A 23,792-nucleotide genomic window follows, 5' to 3' on the forward strand; every position below is an offset into this window, starting at 1 on the left:
CGCAAGGGTGCTTCGATACGAGGCTTCGACAAGCTCAGCCTCTACTCAGCACGAACGGACAGTTTGAAGTAACAGGGGCAGGAACATGGCGAAAACGGCACCGGAAGGTCTGATTACCGCACTCGACATCGGGTCGTCGAAGGTATCGGCGGTGATCGCGCAGCGCGGCGACGGCGGCGAGCTGGTGGTGCTCGGCACCGGCCAGCGCGAGAGCAAGGGCGTCAAGCGCGGTTACATCGCCGACATGGCGGCGACCGAGGTCGCGGTGCGCGAGGCGGTGGAGCAGGCCGAGCGGATCGCCGGCGTCGCGATCGAAGACGTGTGGGTGGCGTTTTCCGCAGGGGGACTGGTCAGCGACATCGTCAAGCTCGAGGTCGATTTGGGTGGCCACCGCGTCGAGCAGGCCGATATCGACGATCTGCTCAAGGCGGCGCGCAACGCGCTCGATCCCGCGGGGCGGATGGTGCTCCACGCGCAGCCGACGCGCTACACGCTCGACGGGTTGACCGGGGTGCGCAAGCCCTTGGGGCTGCATGCCGACCGGCTGGGGGTCGAAATCCATGTCGTCGCGACCGAAGGCTCGCCGGTGCGCAACCTCGATCTGTGCGTGCGTTCGGCGCATCTCGACGTGAAGTCGATCGTCGCCGCGCCGGTCGCCACCGGACTGGCGGTGCTGAGCGAGGAGGAGCGCGAGCTGGGTGTCGCGCTGGTCGAGATCGGCGCGGGAGTGACCAACGTGTCGGTCTACCAGAACGGCGTGCTGACCGGGCTCGCCTCGATCGCGATGGGGGCGGCCGATGTCACCGACGACATCGCCAGCGCCTTCGGCACGCGGCGGGCGCAGGCCGAGCGGATGAAATGCTTCCACGGCTCGGCGAACATGAGTCCGCGCGACAATCACGACATGATCGACGTCGCGCCGATGTCGAGCGACGAGGATGCCGAGGGGACGCGGATCACCAAGGCGCAGCTGATCGCGGTGATCCGGCTGCGGCTCGACCGGCTGATGCAGGAGGTCCAGCGCGAGCTGACCAAGCTCAACTTCGCCGATCCGGTGGGGCGGCAGATCGTGCTGACCGGCGGCGGCGCCGAGCTGAAGGGGATCGCCGATTATGCGCAGCAGGCGCTGGGACGGACGGTGCGGCTGGGGCGCCCGCGCGGGCTGACCGCGCTGCCCGAGGCGCATTCGGGGCCGGCGTTCGCGACGCTGGCGGGGCTCGCGATGTTCGCTGCGGCCGACCCGGTCGATTTGCGCGCGTTTGAACCCACGCACCAGTTGGTCGTTAGACCATCGACGGGCGCGGTGTTCAAACGACTGCTGGCCGCTTTCAAGTCGAATTATTGAGGATTTGCGACAGCAGCCGCATTTGCGGCTAGAGTCGCGTTAATTGTTCGTGCACAACCGCTGACAAATTTGGGTGCCTCCCGGTTTTCGGAGGCCCAGGGGAGAACACCATGGGTATCGATTTTCTGCCGCCCGACGTCGACGAGTTGACGCCGCGCATCACCGTGATCGGCGTCGGCGGCGCTGGCGGCAACGCCATCGCCAACATGATCCGCGCCGACGTGCAGGGGGTCGAGTTCCTCGTCGCCAACACCGACGCGCAGGCGCTCAAGCAGTCGACCGCGCCGCAGCGGATCCAGCTCGGCGCCAAGATCACCCAAGGCCTGGGTGCCGGCAGCCGGCCCGAGATTGGCCGCGCCGCGGCCGAGGAGACGATCGAGCAGGTCCAGAAGGCGCTCGAGGGCGCGCATATGTGCTTCCTGGCGGCTGGCATGGGCGGCGGCACCGGCACTGGTGCGGCCCCGGTGATCGCCAAGGCGGCGCGCGACATGGGCATTCTCACCGTCGGCGTGGTGACCAAGCCCTTCTCGTTCGAAGGCAAGCGCCGCTCGGCGTCGGCCGATGCGGGCATCGAAGAGCTGCAGAAATATGTCGATACGCTGATCGTCATCCCCAACCAGAACCTGTTCCTGATCGCCAACGCCAACACGACGTTCAAGCAGGCGTTCGAGATGGCCGACGAAGTGCTCCAGCAGGGCGTTCGCGGCATCACCGACCTGATGGTGATGCCCGGCCTGATCAACCTCGACTTTGCCGACGTTCGCAGCGTGATGCAGGAAATGGGCAAGGCGATGATGGGCACCGGCGAGGCCGAGGGCGACAGCCGCGCGATCGAAGCCGCGCAAAAGGCGATCGCCAACCCGCTGCTCGACGGCGTGTCGATGCGCGGCGCCAAGGGCGTGATCGTGTCGATCACCGGCGGCGACGACATGCGGCTGCTCGAGGTCGACGAGGCCGCGAACCATATCCGCGAGCTGGTCGATCCCGACGCCAACATCATCTGGGGTTCGGCGTTCAATCCCGAGCTCGAGGGCCGCATCCGCGTGTCGGTGGTCGCCACGGGCATCGAGGCCGATGGCGAGGCGATGGCCGCGCCGGTCAGCACGCCTGCCGACACCACGCGCAGCTTCAGCTTCTCGGCGCCGCGCAAGAGCGAGCCGGCAGCGGCACCAGCCGCCGTCGCGGCCGAGCCGCAGCCTGCCGCGCCCGCGCCGATGGCCGAGCCGGCACCCGCGCCGGTACAGGCGGAAGACGACGAGCTGGTGCTCGGCGCCGAATCGACGCTGCCGACCGAAGCCGCTGCCTCGGCCGAGGCCGATGCCCCCAAGCGCCGCTGGCTGACCGGCGAGGCGAACGAACCCGCACCCGTAGCCGAACCCGCGCCCAAGGCGGGCGGCACCTTGTTCGAGCGGATGTCGAACGCGGGTCGTGGGCTCAGCCGCGGCACCGAGGACGACAAAGCGCCGCTCGACATTCCGCGCTTCCTGCATCGGCAGAACAACCAGTGATCGGTGCTGCCCGTCCGGCTCGTCGCCGGGCGGGCACCGTCGGTCGCCATTGGCGCGCGCGACTGTCGCGGTTCATCCAGGGCCTGCTATAGCGCGTGCATTCATGAAGCATTTTCGTATCTTGCGTCCGTCCGTCGCGCTGGCCGCGATCGCACTCTCCGTGCCGGGCGCGGCGATGGCGCAAGCGAGCCAAGGCGCAAGCGGGCAGGCTGGGTTCGTGCCGCAGCCGACCCCGATCGCCGATCGGCTGGCGGTGCAGATGCGCGCGCTCGCCGCCAATCCCACCGACGCCAACGCGCTGATCGAGGCGGGCGACCTCAGCGCGCAGCTCGACGATACCGCGGCCGCACTGCAATTCTTCGCCCGCGCCGAAAGGGTTGCGCCGCGCGACCCGCGGATCGCGGCGGGACGCGGGCGCGCGCTGGTGCGGCTGGGCCGACCGGGCGAGGCGCTGCGCCGCTTCGCCGAGGCCGAAGCCGGGCGGATGCCGCCGGCGAGCTTCGCCGCCGATCGCGGCCTTGCCTATGACCTGATCGGCCAGCAGCGGCACGCGCAGGCCGAATATGCCCGCGCGCTGGCGGCGGGCGAGGACGACGAGCTGCGGCGGCGCTATGCGCTGTCGCTGGCGATCTCGGGCGACAAGGCGGCGGCCGACGCGATGCTCGATCCGCAATTGCGCGCGCAGGACCGTGCGGCGTGGCGAACCCGCGCGCTGGTGCTGGCGATCGGCGGCAACCTGCTCGAGGCCGAACGCGTCGCGGTGCAGATGATGCCGGGGTTCGGCACCGCCTATATCCCGTTGTTCCGCCGGTTGGCCGAAATCCGCGACCCCGCCGACCGTGGCTTCGCCGCGCATCTGGGCGAGTTCACACGGACCCCCGCGCGGATGGCGGATGCGACGCTGACCCCGGCGCTGCCCGCATTGCCCGCCGGCGTGCGCGCGGCACCGGTGGCGCTGGCATCGGTCACGACATCGGGTGCCGCCGCGGCAAGAAGGGTGAGCGAGCGAGCGCCAAGCGCCGCCGAACGCCGTGCCGCGGCGCGCTCGGCACGGGTCGCCGCGGCGGCCGAGCGGCGGGCGCGGCGGGCTGCTCCTGCGGTAGCGAGCCGACGCGAGACCGGCCCGGCGATGCCAGAGCGGCAGCCGGCGGCGGTGCCGACGCCGAGCCGCGAACCGGTGCAGGTTGCGGCGGCACCCGCGCGGTCGCAGCGATCGGCCGCGGCAACGCCGCTGGCGGAGCGGCGCGCGCCGCTCGTCCGGTCGAGCGTGGCGACGCCGACGCCGCAGCGCACGCCGGTACCTTCGACCCCGGTGCAGGTGGCTGCCGCCCCCACACCTGCGCCTACGGTTTCCTCGGCGAATGCGCAGCCGGTCGCCGCCGCGCGCGAGATCCCGCCGGAGCGTGGCGAGACCGTAGCAGCGACGCCGCAGCCTGGCTTCACCCCGGCGCCCGTGACGCAGCTGGCTGCGAGCCCGCCGCCGCAAAGCGCGATCCCTGCGGCGAGCGCGCCGGTCGCTTCGACGCCAGCACCGGTAGCGGTGGCTGCGACCGAATCGTCGGTGGTGCCGCCGACGAGCGCCGGCGCTATCCCCGCCGCGATGCCCAACAACGGCGCCGATAGACTGGCGGCGGCCTCGCTGCCGCAGCCGACCACAGCAGACGCGACCGAGGCTGCAGCGCCCAGCCCCGCCGCGCCGCGACTCGCGGCAGCCGAGCCATCGGTCGCTCCGGCCCGCCCCACGCCGCCGTCGCGGTCGGTGGGTGCCGAGGACAGCATCCTCGCCTCGATCGTCCGCGGAATTGTCGTCCCAGGCTCCGAACTCGGGGTCGCGCCACTGCCGACCCCGAGCCCCCCGCCCGAGCCAGAAATCGTCGCGCCGCCCGAGCCCGAACCGCCCGTCGCCGCGCCGGCGCCTCAGCCCGAACCCGTCGAAGCGCCGAAGCCCAAGTCTGCGCCGAAACCCGCCGCGGCCAAGCCCGCGCCCAAGGCCGTCGCCAAGAAGCCAGCCGCGCCCAAGCCGCCAGCCGAGCCTGCGCGCCATTGGGTGCAGGTCGCGGGCGGCGCGAACGTCTCCGATCTGCCCAAGGAATGGAAGAAACTGGTCGACAAGGCGCCCGCGGCGATGAAGGGACGCGGCGCATGGACGACACCGCTACGCTTCACGAACCGTCTGCTGACCGGCCCGTTCAAGACCAGCGCCGACGCGCAGGGCTTCGTCAACACGCTGACCAAGGCGGGGCTGAGTGGCTTCGCATGGACGAGCGAGGCCGGGCAGAAGATCGCCAAGCTGCCGGTCCAATGACCCGCGCGCCCTGGGCGGCGGACCCCGCAGCGACGCGCGGGCGGCTGCACCGCGAGGCGAGCGAAAGCGAACGCGGGCCGCGCGACGCCTTCCAGCGCGATCGCGACCGGATCGTCCATTCGATCAGCTTCCGCCGGCTGCGCCACAAGACGCAGGTGTTCATGGCGCCCGATGGCGATCACTTCCGCGTGCGACTGACGCACAGCCTGGAGGTCGCGCAGATCGGCCGGGTGATCGCGCGCACATTGGGGCTGAACGAGGATCTGACCGAGGCGCTGTGCCTGGCGCATGATATCGGCCACCCGCCCTTCGGCCATGCCGGCGAGGACGCGCTGGGCGCCGCGCTGGCGGGCAAGGGCGGGTTCGATCACAACGGGCACACGCTGCGCGCGTTGATGCTGCTCGAAAGCCCATATCCGCGCTGGCCGGGGCTGAACCTGGGGTGGGAAACGCTCGAGGGGCTGGCGAAGCATAACGGGCCGATCACGAACCCCGGCTGGGCGCTGGCCGAGGCCGATTCGACCTTCGCGCTCGACCTGACGCGCTGGCCTTCGCTCGAGGCGCAGGTCGCCGCGCTCGCCGACGATATCGCCTATGACAATCACGACATCGACGACGGACTGCGCGCGGGGCTGTTGTCGCGCGACCAGATCATGGCGGTGCCGATGATCGCGCGCGGCTGGGACGCGGTGAAGGCGCGGCTGCCCGACGTGCCCGATCATCGGCTGACCGGCGAGCTGATCCGCTCGCAGATCGGGCTGATGGTCAACGACCTGATCGCGACCACGCAAGGCCGGATTGCCGAGGCGGGGATCGAAACCGCCGACGATGTCCGCGCGGCGGGGCGCTGCCTGGTCGGCTTTTCGGATGCGATGCGCGACGAGGAGCGTGCGCTCAAGCGCTTCATGTATGCCGAACTTTATCACCACCCGCGCCAGTTGGCCGCCGCCGACATGGCGCGCGCGGTGGTGGCGGGGCTGTTCGCCGCCTATGCCGACGATCCGCGCCGCCTGCCCGAGGAATGGCGCGAACTGCTCCCAGCCGAAGAACCCGCGCGCAGCCGCCACATCGCCGATTTCATCGCGGGCATGACCGATCGCTATGCGATCACGCGCTATCGCGAAGTGGTGGGGCCGATCGAACTGCCCGAGGGCTTCTAGATCAGCCCCAGCGAACGCAGGCTGGCATGGCCGCTGGTGCCGATGATGATGTGGTCGTGCACCGCGATGTTCAGTCGCTTGCCGGCATCGACGATCGCGCGGGTCAGATCGATATCGGCGCGGCTGGGGGTGGGATCGCCCGAGGGGTGGTTGTGGACCAGGATGATCGCCGCCGAGCCGAGGTCGATCGCGCGGCGGATGACTTCGCGGACATGCACCGCGGCTTCGTCGATCGATCCCTCGCTCATCAATTCGTCACGGATCAGCATGTTGCGGGTGTTGAGGTGGAGCACGCGGACGCGCTCGATCGGGTGGTGCGCCATGTCGGCGCGCAGATAATCGAGAAGCGCCTGCCAGTTGTTGAGCAACGGGCGTTCGGCCACTTGCGCCTGCACCAGCCGGATCGCGGCGGCGTGCGCGATCTTGATCGCCGCGGCCGAGGTTTCGCCCATCCCCGGCACCCGCGCCAGCGCCGCCGGATCGGCGGTGAGCAGCCCGCCGATGCCGCCGAATTCGCGCAGCAGCGCCTTGGCCAGCGGCTTGGTGTCGCGGCGCGGGATCGCCAGCGCGAGCAGATATTCGATCAGCTCGTGATCGAGCAGCGCCTCGCCGCCATTGCCCAGCAACCGCTGGCGCAGCCGCGCGCGGTGACCGGTCGTGTCGGGCGGGGGCTCGGCCATCGAGGGGCAGGGGTAGCAAAGCGCGCGCGGCGTGCAAATCCTCCCAGCGCCTCCGGCGAGGAATGGTAAGTGCTTGACCATCCTCGCGCAGCCCCGCAACGATCGCCGCGTGATGGCGACAGGGTCAGCGTGACGGCGCAAGCCGAGCAGGAACCGGGCGCGGTCGCGGCGCGGCGGTGGTGGCGGCTGCTGGGCGTGCCGCGGCGCGGGCGGGTGCCGCTGGGCATCGCGATCGTGCTGCTGGCGGTGCTCATCGCGGTCTGGAGCCAGCGGCGTCCGCTTGCCGAGAATTTCATCGACGACGAACTGGCGCGGCGCGGTATCGCCGCGAGCTATCGCGTCGCCGATATCGGCCTGTCGAGCCAAAGGCTGACCGACCTGGTGATCGGCGACCCCGCCGACCCCGATCTGGTCGCCGACAGCGTGATCGTGCGGACGCAGGTTGGGCTGTCGGGCGCGCGGGTGACGGGGATCGAGGCGGGGCAGGTGCGGCTGCGCGGACGGCTGGTCGACGGGAAGCTGTCGCTCGGCGCGCTCGACCGGCTGCTGCCTGCGCCTTCGGGCAAGCCGTTCGCGTTGCCCGAGATGTTCGTCGATGTTGCCGATGCGCGGATGCGGTTGACGACCCCCCATGGTGTGGTCGGGGTTCGCGTGAGCGGGCGCGGACAGCTGAACGACGGCTTTGCCGGGCGAATCGCCGCGGTCTCCGATCGGCTGGCGGTGAACGGCTGCGCCGGCGGCGGGGTGAGTGCGGCGATGGCGCTGACGATCGACGAGGGTGCGCCGACGCTGCGCGGGCCGATCCGCGCGGCGACGATCGATTGCGGCGCCAGCGGCCGCGCGCGCGATGTCGCGCTGGGGCTCAACGCCGCGCTTGGCGCGCAGCTCGATCGCTGGCGCGGGAATGCCAAGATCGTAGTGGCGAGGGCTGGAGCTGCGGCGGGCGGGCTGTCGGGGCTGACGGGCACGGTCGACTTTGCCGGCAACGTGGCGCGCACCGAGGGTGCGGTCGATCTGGCCTCGCGCGGTTTTGCCGCCACCGATGCGCGCGGCAGCGGGTTGGCGATCGACGGGCGGTATCGAATCGAAGGCCCCGCGATCCGTTTCGCCGGGCGTGCGCGCGCCGATCGCGTCGGGCTGGCGCCGGCGCGACTGGCGCAGGCGAGCGGACTGGCACGTAGCGCCGCGGGAACGCCGGTGGCCGCGCTCGGCGCGAAGTTCGCCGATGCCATCGCGCAAGCCGGGAAGCGGAGCGCGATAGACCTGCGGTTCGCGGTGCAGCAGCGCGGGAGCCGCGGCGCGCTGGTGGTGCGTGAGGCATCGATCGACGCCGCCAGCGGCGCGCGGATTGTGCTGCGCGGCGGGCAGGGGGTGCGGCTCGGCTGGCCCGGCGGTGCGCTGGGTGTCGATGGAAACCTGACGCTTGGGGGCGGCGGCTTGCCGCAGGGCGAGGTGCGGCTGGTCCAGGCGCGCCCTGGCGAGGCGGTGACCGGCGAGGCGCGCTTCGAACCCTATGCCGCGGGCGGTGAGGCGCTGGCGCTGGCCCCGGTGCGCTTCTCGCGCGCGCCCAATGGAGCGACCGCGATCACGACGCGGATGCGGTTCAGCGGCGCGTTTCCGGGCGGGCGGGTCGATGGCCTGACGTTGCCGATCGACGCGCGCTGGGATGGCGGCAAAAGGCTCGCGGTAAACGCGCGCTGCGCGGCGACGACGTTCGATCGGCTGCGGGTGTCGGCGTTGCTGCTCGCACCCGCGCAGCTTGCCTTGTGCCCGACCGATGGTGCGTTGCTCAGCATCGGCCCCGGCGGGGTGGGCGGTGGCGCCAGCGTCGCGCGACCGGTGCTGCGCGGCACGATCGGTGGAACCCCGCTCCGCCTGGAAGCCGCGCGCGCGGTGTTCGCGCTCGACGGGCTGCGCTTCGACGTCGCCGATGTCGCTGCGCGATTGGGGGCGGGGGATCGCATCTCGCGGCTCGATATCGCGGCGCTCGATGGCCGGGTGCGCGATGGCGGTGCGGCCGGGCGCTTTGCCGGTGCGAGCGGGGTGATCGGGAATGTGCCGCTCAATCTGTCGGGTGGGGCGGGGGCGTGGCGCTTTGCCGATGGGCGATTGACCCTGAACGGTGAGGCATTGCGGGTGGCCGATGCCGCGCCCGAACCGCGCTACAACCCCCTGGCGGCGAATGATTTCGTGCTCACGCTCTCGGGCAACCGCATCGACGCCAGCGGCACGCTTACCACCCCGGCGGCGGGGGTGAAGGTGGCGGACGTCACGATCGTCCATGATCTGGGCGCGGGGGCGGGGCGCGCCGATCTCGCCGTCACCGGCATCAGCTTTACCGAGGCGTTCCAGCCCGAAGCGCTCACCAGGCTCACCTTCGGCGTGATCGCCGACGTCGCCGGCACCGTGTCGGGCGCGGGGCAGATACGCTGGAGCCCCGAGTCGGTTACCAGCGACGGTGTGTTTCGCACCGCGGGTACCGATCTTGCCGCCGCCTTTGGCCCCGTCGAGGGAATTTCGGGCGAGATCCGCTTCACCGACCTGCTTGGGCTCAAGACCGCGCCGTCGCAGCTCGCGACGATCGCGGTCGCCAATCCGGGGATTCCGGTCGAGAACGGGCAGGTGCGCTACCAGCTGATCGGCGACCAGAAGGTGGCGGTCGAGGGCGGGCGCTGGCCGTTCGGCGGCGGCGAGCTGGTGCTCGAGCCTACGGTGCTCGATTTCGGCCAGACGGTCGAGCGGCGGATGGTGTTTCGCGTCCGCGGGGTCGATGGCGCGCAATTCCTCCAGACCTTCGATTTCGAGAACCTAAACGCCACCGGCACCTTCGACGGCGTATTGCCGATGATCTTCGACGAGCGCGGCGGGCGGATTGAGGATGGCCGCCTGACGGTGCGCGAGGGTGGGGGGACGATCGCCTATATCGGTGAGCTGACGCAGGAAGATCTGGGCACCTGGGGCAATCTGGCGTTCCAGGCGCTCAAGGCTATCGACTATGATCGGCTGAACCTGGTGCTCAATGGTTCGCTGTCGGGCGAGATGGTGACCGAGATCCAGTTCGCCGGAATCAGCCAGGGCAAGGGCACCAAATCGAACTTCATCATCGATCGACTCGCGAAGCTGCCGCTCGTGTTCAACATCACGATTCGCGCGCCGTTTCGCCAATTGCTCGATTCGGTGCAGAGCTATTACGACCCCAGCCGACTGATCGAGCGCAACCTGCCGACGCTGATCGAACAACAGCAGCAGCGTGAAGCGCCCCCCGTTCAGCCCCCCGCAAGCGAGAATGTGCCATGAGCGAAACAGGATTGATGAAAGCCATGAAAAGCGCGACCTTGCTTCGGATGTCGAAGCGTGCGGCGATCGGGGCGGTGGTGCTGGCCGGCGGGTGCGTGAATGTCACCGCGCCCGACAAGCCGATCGTCATCAACCTGAACATCAACATCACCCAGGAGGTGGTGTACCGATTGGATGGCGAAGCAAAGACGTTGATCCAGCAGAACCCGGGGATTTTTTGACGATGCGTATCGCGAAATGGATGATCGGCCTGGCGCTGGTGGCGGGGGTTGCGGGTACCGCGCAGGCGCAGCGCGACCCCGACTATGCCGCGGCACGCGCCGCCGGGCAGATCGGCGAGCAGACCGACGGCTATCTGGGCGTGGTGGGCAACGCGCCCGACAATGTCCGCGCGATCGTTCGCGACATCAACATCAAGCGCAAATCGGTCTACACCCAGCGCGCGGGCGCGGGTTCGACGATCGAACAATTCGCGTTCGTGTCGGGCTGCAACCTGATCGCGCGCACCGAACCGGGCGAGATGTACCAGACGCCGAGCGGCGCCTGGAAGCAGCGGGGTGCGGGCGCTCCCGAACGCGATCCGCGGTGTGTGTGATGTTAGCCGGCGATTGATTTTTCGACGTTCGTAGCGTAGGTGAGTCGTAGCAATATCGATTGATCGTTGTGATCATCTCTGGACCCCGGCTGTGCCAGCAGTCGGGGTTCATTCGTTTGGGGGCCAGCTGCCAGGCCGGCCCCCTCCCGCCGCTACTTAGAGCGGGCCACCTCGATGATCCGAAGAATCAAGGTGGCGAATGCCACCATCAGCAAGCCAGTGCTGACGATGATAATAGCAATATCTTTTGTCGCTGTTCTCACCTCCGATCCGCCCGCGTGATTTGGCGCGGATGCCCCGCTCCAGCGGACGTCAGCGAATATTGGTCGACGCCCATTCGGCGGGCAAGCAGCCAGCGTCAACAAAATGAAAGTTAAAAGGGTTGACGCAGCGGCTGCCTTAGCCGCGCCCTCATCCCACCCCCAAGGTTGACTTGGCCCGCCCCCCATCCTAATCGGCGCGTGCCTTGGCGGGCTTGGCCCTCGGTACATGGCGCTTGCCCGGCCCATACGGGGCTTGGAGAAGCGAATATGGCCGAGAACGAGCCCGGACCGGACCCCCTGCCCGAGGATGCACGCCTTGATTCGCTCGACGAGCGGCTGGCGCGCGCCAAGACGCAGGAATCGATCCGATCGGGCGAGACGCGCGCGCAGGATGGCGAAGGCTATCGTCTGGGCAACCGCGTTCTCGCCGAATTGGTCGGGGGAATGGTTGGCGGTGCGTTGATCGGGTGGACGCTCGATTATTTCTTGGGCACCTCTCCCTGGCTCCTGCTCGTGCTGCTTGCTCTCGGCATCGTCAGCGCGTTCAGGAATATCATCAGGATTTCGAACCGGCGCTCGAAGTGATGCTTCGGGCGCTTTGGCAAATTGGAAACGGCAGTGGCGGCTGAGGCAGGCAAGATCGACCCGATGCACCAGTTCGAGGTGCAGTCGATCGCGGATATGTTCACGGTAGGCGGCCAGACGATCGCCTTCACCAACAGTGCGCTCTACATGGTCGCGGCACTGATCGCGCTCTGGGCGTTCATGCTGGTCGGCATGAAGCGCCAGCTGGTGCCCGGTCGCGGCCAGATGATGGTCGAGGGATTCGTCGGCTTCATCGACAAGCTGCTCGACGCCAATATCGGCAAGGCGGGGCGCAAATATGTGCCCTACGTCTTCACGCTGTTCATGTTCATCCTGTTCGCCAACCTGCTCGGGCTGTTGCCGCTGGGGCTGGCCGGGTTGCACCCGTTCACCTTCACCAGCCACTTCACCGTTACCGGCGTGCTGGCGATCATGAGCTTTTCGATCGTGCTGATCGTCGGCTTTGCCAAGCATGGCCTTCGCTTTTTCAGCCTGTTCGCGCCCAAGGGCACGCCGATCCCCGTCCTGCTGCTGGTCGCGCCGATCGAGTTCGTCTCGTTCATGGTGCGCCCGTTCAGCCTGGCGCTGCGGCTGTTCGTCGCGATGACCGCGGGCCACATCCTGCTGAAGGTGCTGGCGTATTTCGTCATCAATTCCTCGGCGGTGTCGGCGGGTACCGGGCTGCTCGTCGGCATTCCCAGCTTCGCGCTGATGGTCGGTGTTTCGGCGCTGGAGATTCTGGTCGCCGGCGTGCAGGCCTATGTGTTCGCGCTGCTGACCTCGCTGTACATCAACGATGCCGAGCATCTGCACGACCATCACTGATTTCTTTCGTTTTCTAACCGCAATTTTTCTCAAGGAGTGAATTTCATGGACGCAGACTCGATCAAGCTGCTCGGTGCCGGTCTCGCAGCAATCGGCGCAGGCCTTGCCGCGCTCGGCGTGGGCAACGTCTTCTCGGCTTACCTTCAGGGCGCGCTGCGCAATCCTGGCGCGGCTGCCAGCCAGCAGGGCAACATGTTCATCGGCTTCGCCGCTGCAGAGCTTCTGGGCCTGCTGGCGTTCGTCGTCGCGGTGCTGCTGATTTTCGTCGCCTGATTTCGCGGGCAGTGCCGGCTCGTCCGGCGCTGCCCCCAAGGACATTTTTCGAATGCCGCAAATCGAACAAGTCGCCGCAACCTTCGCGTCCCAGCTCTTCTGGGTCGTGCTGACGTTCGGGCTCGCCTATCTGATCATCGGCCGGGGCATGGTGCCCAAGGTGCAGGCGACGATGGACGATCGCGACACCCAGGTCGCCGGCGATTTGCAGGCGGCAGAGGCGGCGCGCGTCGCGGCGGATGCCGACGAAGAGAATTGGCGTTCGCAGGAAAATGCGGCGCGCGAGGCGGCGCGGCAGAAGCTTGCTGCTGCCAAGGCGCAGGCTACCGCACGGACCGAGGCGACCCTCGCCGCCTCGGACGCCGAGCACCAGGTTCGGGTCTCCGCCGCCGAAGCGCAGATCGCTGCGGCCTCGCAAGCGGCATCGGGCGAGATCGAGGGCATTGCCGCCGATCTAGCGCGCGACATCGTCGCGCGGGTATCGGGCGCACCGGTGAGCGAAGACGAAGCGCGCGGCGCAGTGAAGGTGGTGATGCATGGCTGACCCAGTGCTCCATTCCGAAGCATCGAACGCCAGCCTGTCGGCCGAGGGCATGCCCGAGACCGGCGCGGTCGCGATCGAGAGCGTTGGCGCCGAGGGCGCACACGCCGATCCTACGCTGTTCTTCCTCGACCCCACCGGCTGGGTGTCGGCGGCGATGGCGGTCTTCCTGATCATCCTGCTGGTCAAGGGCGTGCCGCGCCTGATCGGCGCGATGCTCGACAAGCAGATCGGCGAAATCCGGTCGCGGCTCGACGAGGCGAAGCAGCTTCGCGCCGAGGCCGAAGCGCTGCGCGCCGAATATGCGCGCAAGCTGGCGACCGTCGAGGTCGACGCCGCGGCGATGATCGCGCATGCCGACGAAGAGGCGACCGCGATGATGGCCAAGGCCGAGATCGACGCCGCGACGCTGGTGCGCCGCCGCACCCGCATGGCCGAAGACAAGATCGCGGCCGCCGAGCGTCAGGCGATCGCCGACGTTCGGATCCGCGCAGCCGACGCTGCGGCCAAGGCGGCGGCAGCGATCATCGCCGAAAAGCACGGCGCGACCGCCGACCGCGCGTTGGTCGACCGCACGATCGCGGGGCTTGGCCGGGTCAACTGATGCCGGCCCGCTGGCGGTCGGTCAGGCCGGCGGGGTAGTGGTGGTGGACCGGGTAAGGTCTAGTATCTCGAGCGTGACCGGGCCTGTCGGGCTCTTGATGATCGATCCCGTTTGTACCGCACGCGACGCCCGAAGCGTGAAGCGCTCGACGCGGTATAGGCCCGGATGCCCCGGCTCGAGCGCGATCGGGGCATAACGGCGCGATGCTACCTGCTCGACGATCGGTTTGGTCCAGCCGAGGATCCGGTTGCCGCGCAGCACCTCGACATCACCGACGCTGCCGTCGGGCGCAACCATGAACCCGATGTCTGCCCATTGGATCGGCGTCGAACCCCTGGCCTGCATCATTTCGGCTCGCAGTTCGAGCGCACGCTGCGTCGGGCGCTTGGCCGACGCGAGCGACGCCGGCCCCACCGCCTCGTCCAGCAACAGCGGCGGCCCGGCGGGGTCGGTACGCAATGCGGTCAACAGGCGGTCGACCGCCGCATCGTCTCCCTTCGAGATGTCGACGCGCGTCGCCAGCACGGCCGAATAGGTGCGTATCGCCGGATCGTTAGCGGCTGGCCCGGTATCGACCTCGCGCAGAATTTCGCGTGCCAATGAGGGGTTGCCCTGCGCGATGTCGAGGGTCGCGCGGCGCAGCGCCGCTACCGCTGCAAGCCTGTGCTCGCCACGCTCGCGAAACTCGCGCTCGGCAGACCGGTATTGCCGCCTGGCCTCATAGGTGTAGCCGCGCTTCAGACTGGCGTCGCCGAGGCGGATGGGCAGCAACTGCACTTCGGTGGCGCTGTCGGGCAAATAGCTGCGCAAGACTTCTGCCTGGTTGCTCATGGCGCGTTGATAATCGTCCATGTCGCCATAGTGGAGCGACACGGTCGAATATGCCTCGTGCAACGCGGCGACATGGCGCGGCAGCCGCGACGCCGCGTCGCGGTTACGGCTGATCGACTGCTGCAGCGTCGATCGTGCGTCGCGATATTTGCCCTCGGCGAACTGCGACTCGGCATGCGCGATCGACAGCCGAACATCGTCTTCGGTCGGGCACTGCCGGTCGATACAGGCAGCGAGCGCGGCGGCGGTGCGTTTGCCACGCACGACGATATCGCTGTCGGACGCAGGGGCTGGCGGGGGGGCAGGCGTTGGCGCCGCGGTTTGCATCAGCGCCAGTGCAGCGACTAGAGACAGCGACATCGGTACGACTCCTCGGCTGTATGCTGACAAGGAAACATCATTTTGACGACAGGACAAGCCGTTAGCGGCGCCGGGATGGCTTGGATCATCCTGGGCATCGCGGTCTGCACCGAAATCATCTGGGCGCTCAGCCTGAAATGGGCGGGGGATCGCGGCACCTGGCTCGCGGGATCGGTCCCGATCGTGCTGTCGTTCGTCAATATGGGGCTGCTTGCTCTCGCGATGCGCGGCATCCCTGCGGGCACCGCTTATGCGGTGTGGACCGGACTCGGCGCGGTGGGGGTGATCATCGGCGGGACGATCTTCTTCGGCGAGAAGATTTCGCCGCTCCAGGCGGCCTTCATGGCGCTGATCGTGATCGGGGTCGTCGGCACCAAGTTCAGCGCGCAGGGCTGATCGCGCTCGCCGCGCGCGGGGGGTGACAGACGGCGCTCTCCTGGCCTACCCCGGCGGTACCACCCAAGGGAGTTACAGCATGGATCGTCGCCAGTTCATCGGCACCACCGCGCTTGCCGGCACCGCCGCAGCGCTGCCCGGGTTTGCCTTGGCGCAGGGCAATGCCGCCGACCAGAAGCTGCGCGCGATGCTCGATGCCTTTTTCTACGCGCGCCTCGAGGATAATCCCGAGGGCGCGACCTCGCTCGGGCTCGACACCGGTCCGCGCGCGGGCCTCAAGGCGAAGCTGTCCGACGCGTCGCGTGCGCAGGACCAACGCCAGCTCGCGCGCGCCAAGCGCGAACGGGCAGAGCTCAAGACCGTCGATCGCGCGGCGCTCTCGCCCGCGGCGCAGCTCGACTACGAAGTCGTCGGCTATCAGCTCGATCGCGTGGTCGAAAGCGAGCGCTTCGCTTATGGCTCGAACGGCGGGCGCTATTCGCCCTACGTGCTCAGCCAGCTTTCGGGCGCCTATCGCGACGTCCCCGATTTCCTCAGCAACACCCACCGCGTCGCGAGCGCCGCCGATGCCGACGCCTATGTCGCGCGAGTCGCGGCGTTCGGCGGGGTGATCGACCAGGAAACGCAGCGCCAGCGCGCCGATGCCGCCAAGGGGGTGTTCGCACCCGACTTCATCCTCGACACGACGCTCAAGCAGCTCGGCCAGGCGCGCGACAAGCCCGCCGGGCAAAGCGGCCCGGTCACCGACCTCGCTGCCAAGCTCAAGGCGGCGAACCTGCCGCCCGAGCGCGCCGCCGAGGTCGAAAAGCTGATGGCCGAGCGGGTCTATCCTGCGCTCGACCGCCAGCGCGCGCTGGTGACCGAGCTGCGCGGGCGCGCGACGCACGATGCCGGCGTGTGGCGGCTGCCCGATGGCGAGGCCTATTATGCCGCCGCCGCCAGCGCGGCGACCACCACCGAGCTGACCGGCGACGAAATCCACCGGCTGGGGCTCGAACAGGTCGCCGAGATCAGCGGGCGGATCGATGCGATCCTCAAGGGGCAGGGGATGGGCAGCGGCACCGTCGGCGAGCGGCTGGTGGCGCTCAACAAGCGCCCCGACCAGCTGTTCCCCAACACCGATCCGGGCCGCGAGGCGCTGCTGACGCAGTTGCGCGCGCAGGTGAAGGCGATGGAAGCACGGCTGCCCGAACAGTTCGCGGTGGTGCCCAAGGCGCCGGTCGAGGTGCGGCGGGTGCCCGAGGCGATCCAGGCGGGCGCGCCGGGGGGGTATTACCAGTCGGCGTCGCTCGATGGGACGCGGCCCGCAATCTATTTCATCAACCTGCGCGATACCTTCGACCGGCCCAAGTTCGGGCTGGCGACGCTCAGCTACCACGAGGGTGTGCCGGGGCATCATCTGCAGGTCATGTCGGCGCTCGAGAGCGACGACATCCCGCTGATCCGCCGCCGCGGCGGCTATAGCGGCTATAGCGAGGGCTGGGCGCTTTATACCGAACAGTTGGCGGACGAAATGGGAATGTACGAGGGCGATCCGCTGGGGCAGGTCGGCTATCTCCAGTCGCTGCTGTTCCGCGCGACGCGGCTGGTGGTCGATAGCGGGCTGCACGTGAAGCGCTGGAGCCGCGAAAAGGCGACCGACTATTTCCTCGCCACCACCGGGATCGCGCGCGGGCGCGGGCAGGGCGAGATCGATCGCTATACGTGCTGGCCCGGCCAGGCGTGCAGCTACAAGATCGGCCACACGGTGTGGACCCGGCTGCGCGACGAGGCGAAGGCCAAGGCGGGCGCGGCGTGGGATCCCAAGGCGTTCCACGGCGTGCTGACGATGGGGGCGATGCCGCTGACGGTGCTCGAACGCGTGGCGCGGGCGCGGATGGGGTGATGTTAGGCGGTGCTTGCTCCCCTCCCTGAAAGGGAGGGGCCGGGGGTGGGTAGGCGAGCGCGGCTCGCCGTCCTACGCTGGCCTCATGCGACGTATTCCGCGATTGATGACCGCTCGCGCGCGCGACCTGCGCAATGCCGCCACCCCGGCAGAGCGCAAACTTTGGCGTCTGCTGTCGCCGTATCGACCGCGGTTCACTCGGCAGTTGGTAGTGGGCCCGTACATCGTTGATTTCGCGTGCCGCGAAGCAAGGCTTGCGATCGAACTCGACGGCAGCCAGCACCATGACGCGGCGGCCCGTGACGCTGCACGCACCGCATGGCTCGAATCGGCAGGCTGGCGGGTGGTGCGGCTTTGGAACAACGACGTCCTGACCGACCCCGAAGGCGCCGCGACGTTTGTCCTTGGCGTCGCCGCCGAGTGCCTCGGCGGCACCCACCCCCAGCCCCTCCCTTCCAGGGAGGGGAGGAAGGCGTAGCGATTGGGGGGATTACCTCCTAAATCCCCCCAATGTCGTCCCCCAACACTCCCGACCGGTTCAACGAAGACAAGGCCACCTTCGCCGTCAAAGGCAGCGACGCGCCCGATCTCGACGCCGGCGTCGCGGCGATCCGCAATGTCGTCGCGACGCTGCCGGTGCGCCCTGGGGTGTACCGGATGCAGGATGCGCGCGGCGATGTGCTGTATGTCGGCAAGGCCAAGGCGCTCAAGAACCGGGTCACCAATTACACCCAGGTCACCCGGCTGACGAAGCGGCTGCAGCGGATGGTGGCGCAGACGCGGTCGATGACGATCGTCACGACCAATAACGAGGCCGAGGCGCTGCTGCTCGAGGCGCAGCTGATCAAGCGTTATCGACCGGCGTACAATGTGCTGCTGCGCGACGACAAGAGCTTCCCCTTCATCCTGCTGCGCGGAGACCATGATTTCCCGCGCGTCCAGCTCCATCGCGGCGCGCGGCGGTCGAAGGGCGATTATTACGGGCCGTTCGCTGGCGCGGGGCAGGTGCGGATGACGCTCAACGCGCTGCAGAAGCTGTTCCTGCTGCGGTCGTGCACCGACAGCTTCTTCAACAATCGCGACCGCCCGTGCCTGCTCCACCAGATTCGTCGTTGCTCGGCCCCTTGCGTCGACCGGATCAGCACTGAGGATTATGCCGAACTCGTCGGCGACGCGAAGGATTTCCTGGGCGGCAAATCCACCAAGGTGCAGAGCAAATTGGGCGCGCAGATGCAGGAGGCCGCCGAGAAGATGGACTTCGAGCTCGCCGCGGTGCTGCGCGACCGGCTGAAGGCGCTGACCTTCATCCAAGGCAGCCAGGCGATCAACGCCGAGGGCGTCGGCGATGCCGATATCTTCGCGATGGCGGCGAAGGATGGCGCGATCGGCATCCAGGCCTTCTTCATCCGCGGCGGGCAGAATTGGGGGCACCGCGCCTTCTTCCCGACGCACGTCCAGGACGTGCCCGAGGACGAAGTGCTCAGCCAGTTCCTGATGCAATTCTATGAGGAGGTGCCGCCCGCGCGCAATGTGCTGATCGACCGCGAGCTGGCCGAGGCCGAGTTGCTTGCCGAGGCGATGAGCGAGCGCGCGGGCTTCAAGGTGTCGCTCTCGGTGCCGCAGCGCGGCGACCGGCGGCGGCTGATCGAACAGGCGCGGCGCAACGCGGTCGAGGCGCTCGACCGGCGGCTGGCCGAGGGGACGACTCAGGCGCGGCTGCTGCGCGAGGTCGCCGAACTGTTCGGCCTGCCCGACAGCCCCGACCGGATCGAGGTGTACGACAACAGCCATATCCAGGGGACCAACGCGCTGGGCGCGATGGTGGTCGCGGGGCCCGAGGGCTTTCGCAAGGGCCAGTATCGCAAGTTCAACATCAAGCGTCCCGAGACGATCGCGGGCGACGATTTCGGCATGATGCGCGAGGTGTTCGGCCGCCGCTTCGCGCGCGCGCAGGACGAAGACCCCAATCGCGAAAAGGGCGACTGGCCCGATCTGGTGCTGGTCGATGGTGGGCGCGGGCAGCTCAATGCGGTGACCGGGGTGCTCGAGGAACTGGGAATCGAGGACATCACGGTGGTTGGCATCGCAAAGGGGCCGCACCATGGCCGCGACGGGCGCGAGGTGTTCCACATGATGGACGGGCGCGAATTCCAGCTACCGGTCAATTCGCCGGTGCTGTTCTACCTCCAGCGGCTACGCGACGAGGTCCACCGCTTCGCGATCGGCGCGCACCGCGCCAAGCGCGCCAAGGCGATGACCACCAGCCCGCTCGACGACGTGCCGGGCATCGGCCCCGCGCGCAAGAAGGCGCTATTGATGCACTTCGGCACCGCCAAGGCTGTGCGCGCCGCGAGCCTGGAGGATCTGTCGAAGGCGCCGGGCGTGTCGAAGGCGATGTCACAGGGAATCCACGACTTTTTCCACGCGCGGTGAGGGGCGCCCGCTGCGGGCTCGGCCGACATTTCTGACCGGTCGCTCTTGCAACCCGAACGGCCCCCGCTAGGCTTGGCGCGTGGTTTAGGCCGGGGGGCGTCGTCATGTTGCGGAAGTTGGCAGTACCGTTTGCGTTGGTTGCGGGCGCGACATCGGCATGGGCGGGGGACAAGCCGCTGTATGAGCCAGCGCCTGCCTGGGTGAAGGAAGCGCCGGCCCCCGATCCCGCGAACCTGCCTGCCGACAAGCCGCAATTGCTCATTTCGGATCAGCAGCACCGCATCGCCGATGGCGGGGTGTTCGCCTATGTCCGCAGCGCGGTGCTGATCGCCAATGCCGGCATGCTCAACGAAGCCGGAACGCTGCGCCTCGAATGGCTGCCCGACCAGGGCGACCTGATCGTCCATCACGCGCGGATCCTGCGCGCGGGCGAGACGATCGACCTGCTTGCCAAGGGCGAACGCTTTGCGGTGATCCAGCGCGAGCTGGGGCTCGAGCGCAAAATGCTCACGGGCATGTTGACCGCGACGATGAACGCCGAGGGGATGCGCGTCGGCGACGTGCTCGACTTCGCCTTTACGATCACGCGCAAGGACCCGGTGCTCGGCGGCCAGACCTCGACGTCGATGCCGGTGCTGACCAAGCCCGTCACGGCGGCGTTCGCGCGCAACCGCCTGTCGTGGGACAAAGCCACGCCGGTCGCGCTGCGAAGCTATTTCGACGGCGCCGAACTGACGCCGCGCAACGCCGGCGGGTTCGACGAGGTCGAGCTGGTCGGGCCGTTGCCCAAATTGCCCGATCTGCCCGACGACATGCCGCTCCGCCTACGTCCCCTGCCGATGGTCGAGGCGAGCAGCTTTGCCGACTGGCAGGCGGTGTCGCGCACCTTTGCGCCGCTATATGCCACCGACGGGGCAATTGCCCCCGGATCGCCGCTCGCCGCCGAGGTCGCGCGGATCAAGGCGGCGGGCAAGACGCCGCGCGAGCGCGCGGCGCTGGCGCTGCAATCAGTGCAGGGTGAGATCCGCTATCTGTTCAAGGGCATGGCGGGGGGCAATTACACCCCGCAGGCGGCAACGCAGACCTGGAGCGTCCGCTATGGCGATTGCAAGGCCAAGACGTTGCTGTTGCTGGCGATGCTCCGCGCGCTCGACATCGAAGCCGAACCTGTGCTGGCGAGCAGCGACGGCGGCGATTATGTGCCGCGCCGACTGCCATCGGCGGGGGCCTTCGATCATGTACTGGTGCGCGCCGAGATCGACGGCGCCTCGCTATGGCTCGACGGCACCGGGCAGGGCGCGCGCCTGTCGGACATCGACGACACCCCGCCGTTCCGCAACGTGCTGCCGCTGCGCACGGCGGGGGCGGGGCTGATGTCGCTGCCGATGCGCGTGCCTGCGCGTCCCGATGTCGCGATCTGGCTCGAAATCGATCAGACCGCGGGGATCGTCTTGCCCGCGCCTTATCGCCTCAGGATGACGATGCGCGGGCAGGGCGCCGAAATGATGCGGATGGTAACCGCGCAGGGCACCGAGGACCAACGCGAGGCGATGGCGACGCAGATCGCCAATCAGAATGTGGGCGATGGTCGCGTCGTGTCGCACCGGCTGAGCTTCGACGAGGCCGCCAATACCGGGTCGGTCGAGATCGAGGGGATCGCGCCCGCCGGCTGGGGGCGCGAAGAGGGCCGCCGCTATCGGACGATCGATTATGCGGTGAACACGATCCAGTTCAATCCCGATCGATCGCGCACCGTGTGGAAAACGATCCCGGTCGCGACCGGCGGTCCTGAGAAAATGTCGTTCACCCGGCGCGTGCTGCTGCCCGATGGCGGGAAGGGATATACGATCGAAGGCGATCGGACCTTGCCCCCGCGGCTGGGGGGCATGAACGTCACGCGCAGCTTCTCGTTCGACCAGGGCGTTGCCAATATGGAGGACGTCATCGGCGCGGCAGGAAGCGAGATCGCGCCCGACGCGATCGCTGCCGAGCGCGCCGCGCTGACCGCCGCCGAACGGCGCACGCTGAAGATCATGGCGCCCGCCGATCTGCCGCGGACGCACGAACTGCGCGCGCGGGCGGTGCGCGAGGGGCGGCTGAAGCGGTTAGACGCGCTGTATGCCAAGGCGATCGCCGATGCCGAGCCGGGCGACGCCACTGCCTATGACGCGCGTGCGCGCCTGCGCGAGGGGCTGGGCGACTGGAAGGGCGCGCTGGCCGATGTCGAGCGCATGGTGGCGATCGACCCAAGTGGGGCGAACCTCTATTTTCAGGCCTATATTCTCTATGTGCTGGGCCGCGACGCAGAGTCGCTCGCGGCGATCGAGAAGGCCACCGCCGCCGATCCTTCGGATTACAACGCGCTGACCTATCACACCGCTCGCCTCGCCGATGCCAAGCGGCACGACGAAGCGCTCGCGATGATCGACGCGCGTATCGCCGCGGGAGGCGACGAGCGCGAATGGGCGACGCTGCACAAGGCGTATCTGCTGGCGACCCAGGGCGAGATCGACGCTGCGGCTGCGCTCGCCGATGCGGCGTTGGGCGAAAAGCCACGTGACGTGGGGCACCTCAACCAGCGTTGCTGGCTGCGCGGGCAGATGAACGTCGCGCTCGAAGCCGCGCTTGCCGATTGCGACCGCGCGATCGCGCTGGGGGATAATCCTGCCGCCGCGCTCGATAGTCGTGCGCTGATCCATTTTCGCGCAGGACGGCTCGATGCCGCGCGCGCCGATCTCGAAGAGGCGCTGGCGCTCGAGCCCGACACCGCGGCGGCACTGTATCTGCGCGGCCTGGTGCGCCAGAAGCAGGGCGACCTGAAGGGTGGCGCCACCGATATCGCCGACGCCCAGGCAATCGCGCCGCGCATCGCCGATGATTATACCCGCTGGGGGATCACCGCCTGAGCGTTACCGCTTTCTTCACCGCGCGCTGATAGCGCGGGGGCGATGACGACCCGCGTGTTCCTCACCGTCGATACCGAGCTGATGTGGCGGCACCACGCCGCTGGGCTGCCGGTGGCCGAACAGATCGCGCGGTCGATCGAGCCCGCGGGGGTGGGGGTGGGCTATCAGCTGCGCATGCTCGCGGAACATGGACTCAAGGCGACGTTCTTCGTCGATCCGATGCCCGCGCGCACCTATGGGCTCGACGTCGTCAAGGCGATCGTCGCGCCGATCCTGGCGGCGGGGCAGGAGGTGCAGTTGCACCTCCACCCCAATTGGGCAGGCGCGGTGGCGGGCGATGGGGGGACGGCGCATGCGCGCTTCGAGCTGGTCGATTATACGCTGGCCGAGCAGCGCGACCTGATCGCCGAGGCGGCGGCGCTGCTGGTGGCGGCGGGGGTGCCGCAGCCGGTGGCGTTTCGCAGCGGCAGCTATGCCGCCAATGACGATACGCTGGCGGCGCTCGCCGAATTGGGCTTCGGCTATGACAGCAGCCATAACGGGTCCGAGCATCCGTGGCCGAGCGCGATCACGCTGCCGGTGCGGCAGATCGCGCCGGTGCGGCATCGCGACGTGATCGAATGCCCGGTGACATTGATCGAGGATGCGCCGGGGAAGCTTCGCCATTTCCAGATCTGCGCGCTGTCGGTGGCCGAGATGCGCGCGGCGCTCGACCATGCCGCGCGCGAGGATCATGCGGCGGTGACGATCGTCAGCCACGGCTTCGAGCTGGCGGCGCGGACGGGAACGCGCGCCAATCGCGTGCATATGCGGCGGTTCGAGGCGCTGTGCGCGATGCTGGCGGCACGGGCCGAGGCGATGCCGACGACGTGGTATGCCGAGGCTGGCGGGTTGCGGCTGGGGCAGGGCGATGCGCCGCTGGGGCCGAATGTGGTGCGGACGCGGTTGCGGCAGGCCGAGCAGCTTTGGTCGAACATGGTCGAGGAACGGGCGGCGTGAG

Annotated in this window: 20 protein-coding genes; 18 read left to right on the forward strand and 2 right to left on the reverse strand. The window is 68.6% G+C overall.

Going from position 1 to position 23,792, the window contains the following annotated elements; genetic code table 11:
* The first annotated feature begins 85 nt into the window (after positions 1 to 85).
* The 4 genes from ftsA to NMP03_RS00715 all read left to right on the forward strand — a co-directional run bounded on the left by ftsA (position 86) and on the right by NMP03_RS00715 (position 6,318).
* The gene (gene ftsA / locus NMP03_RS00700) at positions 86 to 1,345 is read left to right on the forward strand and encodes a cell division protein FtsA (protein ID WP_256506650.1); all 1,260 of its coding nucleotides are present in this window, start codon (positions 86 to 88) and stop codon (positions 1,343 to 1,345) included.
* Between the two features lie 110 nt (positions 1,346 to 1,455).
* Positions 1,456 to 2,853 (forward strand): cell division protein FtsZ, encoded by a 1,398-nt coding sequence (gene ftsZ / locus NMP03_RS00705; protein ID WP_256506651.1) that lies wholly within the window; start codon positions 1,456 to 1,458, stop codon positions 2,851 to 2,853.
* Positions 2,854 to 2,956: 103 nt separating this feature from the next.
* Entirely contained in the window at positions 2,957 to 5,158 is a 2,202-nt protein-coding gene (locus tag NMP03_RS00710; protein ID WP_256506652.1) for an SPOR domain-containing protein, read from the forward strand.
* Positions 5,155 to 6,318, forward strand: coding sequence for a deoxyguanosinetriphosphate triphosphohydrolase (locus NMP03_RS00715; protein WP_256506653.1), 1,164 nt, complete (start codon positions 5,155 to 5,157; stop codon positions 6,316 to 6,318). The genes NMP03_RS00710 and NMP03_RS00715 overlap by 4 nt, the downstream gene beginning before the upstream one ends.
* Here NMP03_RS00715 and radC read toward each other — a convergent pair.
* Complete coding sequence (gene radC / locus NMP03_RS00720) at positions 6,315 to 6,998, reverse strand: RadC family protein (protein WP_256506654.1); 684 nt, start codon at positions 6,996 to 6,998, stop codon at positions 6,315 to 6,317. The two genes, NMP03_RS00715 and radC, sit on opposite strands and share 4 nt — an antisense overlap.
* Before the next feature lie 129 nt (positions 6,999 to 7,127).
* Between radC and NMP03_RS00725 the strand changes: the two genes are divergently transcribed.
* The 8 genes from NMP03_RS00725 (at position 7,128) to NMP03_RS00760 (ending at position 13,981) form a co-directional block, all read left to right on the forward strand.
* Positions 7,128 to 10,295, forward strand: coding sequence for a YdbH domain-containing protein (locus tag NMP03_RS00725; RefSeq protein WP_256506655.1), 3,168 nt, complete (start codon positions 7,128 to 7,130; stop codon positions 10,293 to 10,295).
* Entirely contained in the window at positions 10,292 to 10,516 is a 225-nt protein-coding gene (locus tag NMP03_RS00730; RefSeq protein ID WP_256506656.1) for a YnbE family lipoprotein, read from the forward strand. Before NMP03_RS00725 ends, NMP03_RS00730 begins: the two co-directional genes overlap by 4 nt.
* A 2-nt stretch (positions 10,517 to 10,518) precedes the next feature.
* On the forward strand, positions 10,519 to 10,890 hold the full coding sequence (locus NMP03_RS00735; protein ID WP_256506657.1) for a YdbL family protein: 372 nt from the start codon (positions 10,519 to 10,521) through the stop codon (positions 10,888 to 10,890).
* 530 nt (positions 10,891 to 11,420) lie between these two features.
* Positions 11,421 to 11,738, forward strand: a complete 318-nt coding sequence (locus NMP03_RS00740) for an AtpZ/AtpI family protein (protein ID WP_256506658.1) — start codon at positions 11,421 to 11,423, stop codon at positions 11,736 to 11,738.
* Positions 11,739 to 11,801: 63 nt separating this feature from the next.
* Complete coding sequence (locus NMP03_RS00745; protein ID WP_033922929.1) at positions 11,802 to 12,563, forward strand: F0F1 ATP synthase subunit A; 762 nt, start codon at positions 11,802 to 11,804, stop codon at positions 12,561 to 12,563.
* 45 nt (positions 12,564 to 12,608) lie between these two features.
* Positions 12,609 to 12,836, forward strand: coding sequence for a F0F1 ATP synthase subunit C (locus NMP03_RS00750; RefSeq protein WP_033922931.1), 228 nt, complete (start codon positions 12,609 to 12,611; stop codon positions 12,834 to 12,836).
* A 52-nt stretch (positions 12,837 to 12,888) separates the two neighbouring features.
* Positions 12,889 to 13,380: a F0F1 ATP synthase subunit B family protein gene (locus NMP03_RS00755; protein WP_256506659.1), complete on the forward strand. Its 492-nt coding sequence runs from the start codon at positions 12,889 to 12,891 to the stop codon at positions 13,378 to 13,380.
* Positions 13,373 to 13,981 carry a F0F1 ATP synthase subunit B family protein gene (locus tag NMP03_RS00760; RefSeq protein WP_256506660.1) on the forward strand — a complete coding sequence of 203 codons (609 nt, stop codon included), beginning with the start codon at positions 13,373 to 13,375 and terminating at the stop codon, positions 13,979 to 13,981. Before NMP03_RS00755 ends, NMP03_RS00760 begins: the two co-directional genes overlap by 8 nt.
* Before the next feature lie 21 nt (positions 13,982 to 14,002).
* Here the strand turns inward: NMP03_RS00760 and NMP03_RS00765 are convergent, their stop codons facing one another.
* On the reverse strand, positions 14,003 to 15,172 hold the full coding sequence (locus NMP03_RS00765; RefSeq protein ID WP_256506661.1) for a hypothetical protein: 1,170 nt from the start codon (positions 15,170 to 15,172) through the stop codon (positions 14,003 to 14,005).
* Between the two features lie 75 nt (positions 15,173 to 15,247).
* On the opposite strand from NMP03_RS00765, the gene NMP03_RS00770 reads away from it, so the two are divergent.
* From NMP03_RS00770 to NMP03_RS00795, 6 genes are all read left to right on the forward strand, one after another.
* Complete coding sequence (locus NMP03_RS00770) at positions 15,248 to 15,568, forward strand: DMT family transporter (RefSeq protein ID WP_256506662.1); 321 nt, start codon at positions 15,248 to 15,250, stop codon at positions 15,566 to 15,568.
* 79 nt (positions 15,569 to 15,647) lie between these two features.
* Complete coding sequence (locus tag NMP03_RS00775; RefSeq protein ID WP_256506663.1) at positions 15,648 to 17,453, forward strand: DUF885 domain-containing protein; 1,806 nt, start codon at positions 15,648 to 15,650, stop codon at positions 17,451 to 17,453.
* Positions 17,454 to 17,559: 106 nt separating this feature from the next.
* Positions 17,560 to 17,931: an endonuclease domain-containing protein gene (locus NMP03_RS00780; RefSeq protein WP_256506664.1), complete on the forward strand. Its 372-nt coding sequence runs from the start codon at positions 17,560 to 17,562 to the stop codon at positions 17,929 to 17,931.
* 32 nt (positions 17,932 to 17,963) lie between these two features.
* On the forward strand, positions 17,964 to 19,886 hold the full coding sequence (gene uvrC / locus NMP03_RS00785; protein WP_256506665.1) for an excinuclease ABC subunit UvrC: 1,923 nt from the start codon (positions 17,964 to 17,966) through the stop codon (positions 19,884 to 19,886).
* A 116-nt stretch (positions 19,887 to 20,002) separates the two neighbouring features.
* On the forward strand, positions 20,003 to 22,792 hold the full coding sequence (locus NMP03_RS00790; protein ID WP_256506666.1) for a DUF3857 domain-containing protein: 2,790 nt from the start codon (positions 20,003 to 20,005) through the stop codon (positions 22,790 to 22,792).
* Between the two features lie 42 nt (positions 22,793 to 22,834).
* Positions 22,835 to 23,791 (forward strand): polysaccharide deacetylase family protein, encoded by a 957-nt coding sequence (locus tag NMP03_RS00795; RefSeq protein ID WP_256506667.1) that lies wholly within the window; start codon positions 22,835 to 22,837, stop codon positions 23,789 to 23,791.
* Position 23,792 lies beyond the last annotated feature (1 nt).

Source organism: Sphingomonas qomolangmaensis (assembly GCF_024496245.1).
Taxonomy (GTDB): domain Bacteria; phylum Pseudomonadota; class Alphaproteobacteria; order Sphingomonadales; family Sphingomonadaceae; genus Sphingomonas; species Sphingomonas qomolangmaensis.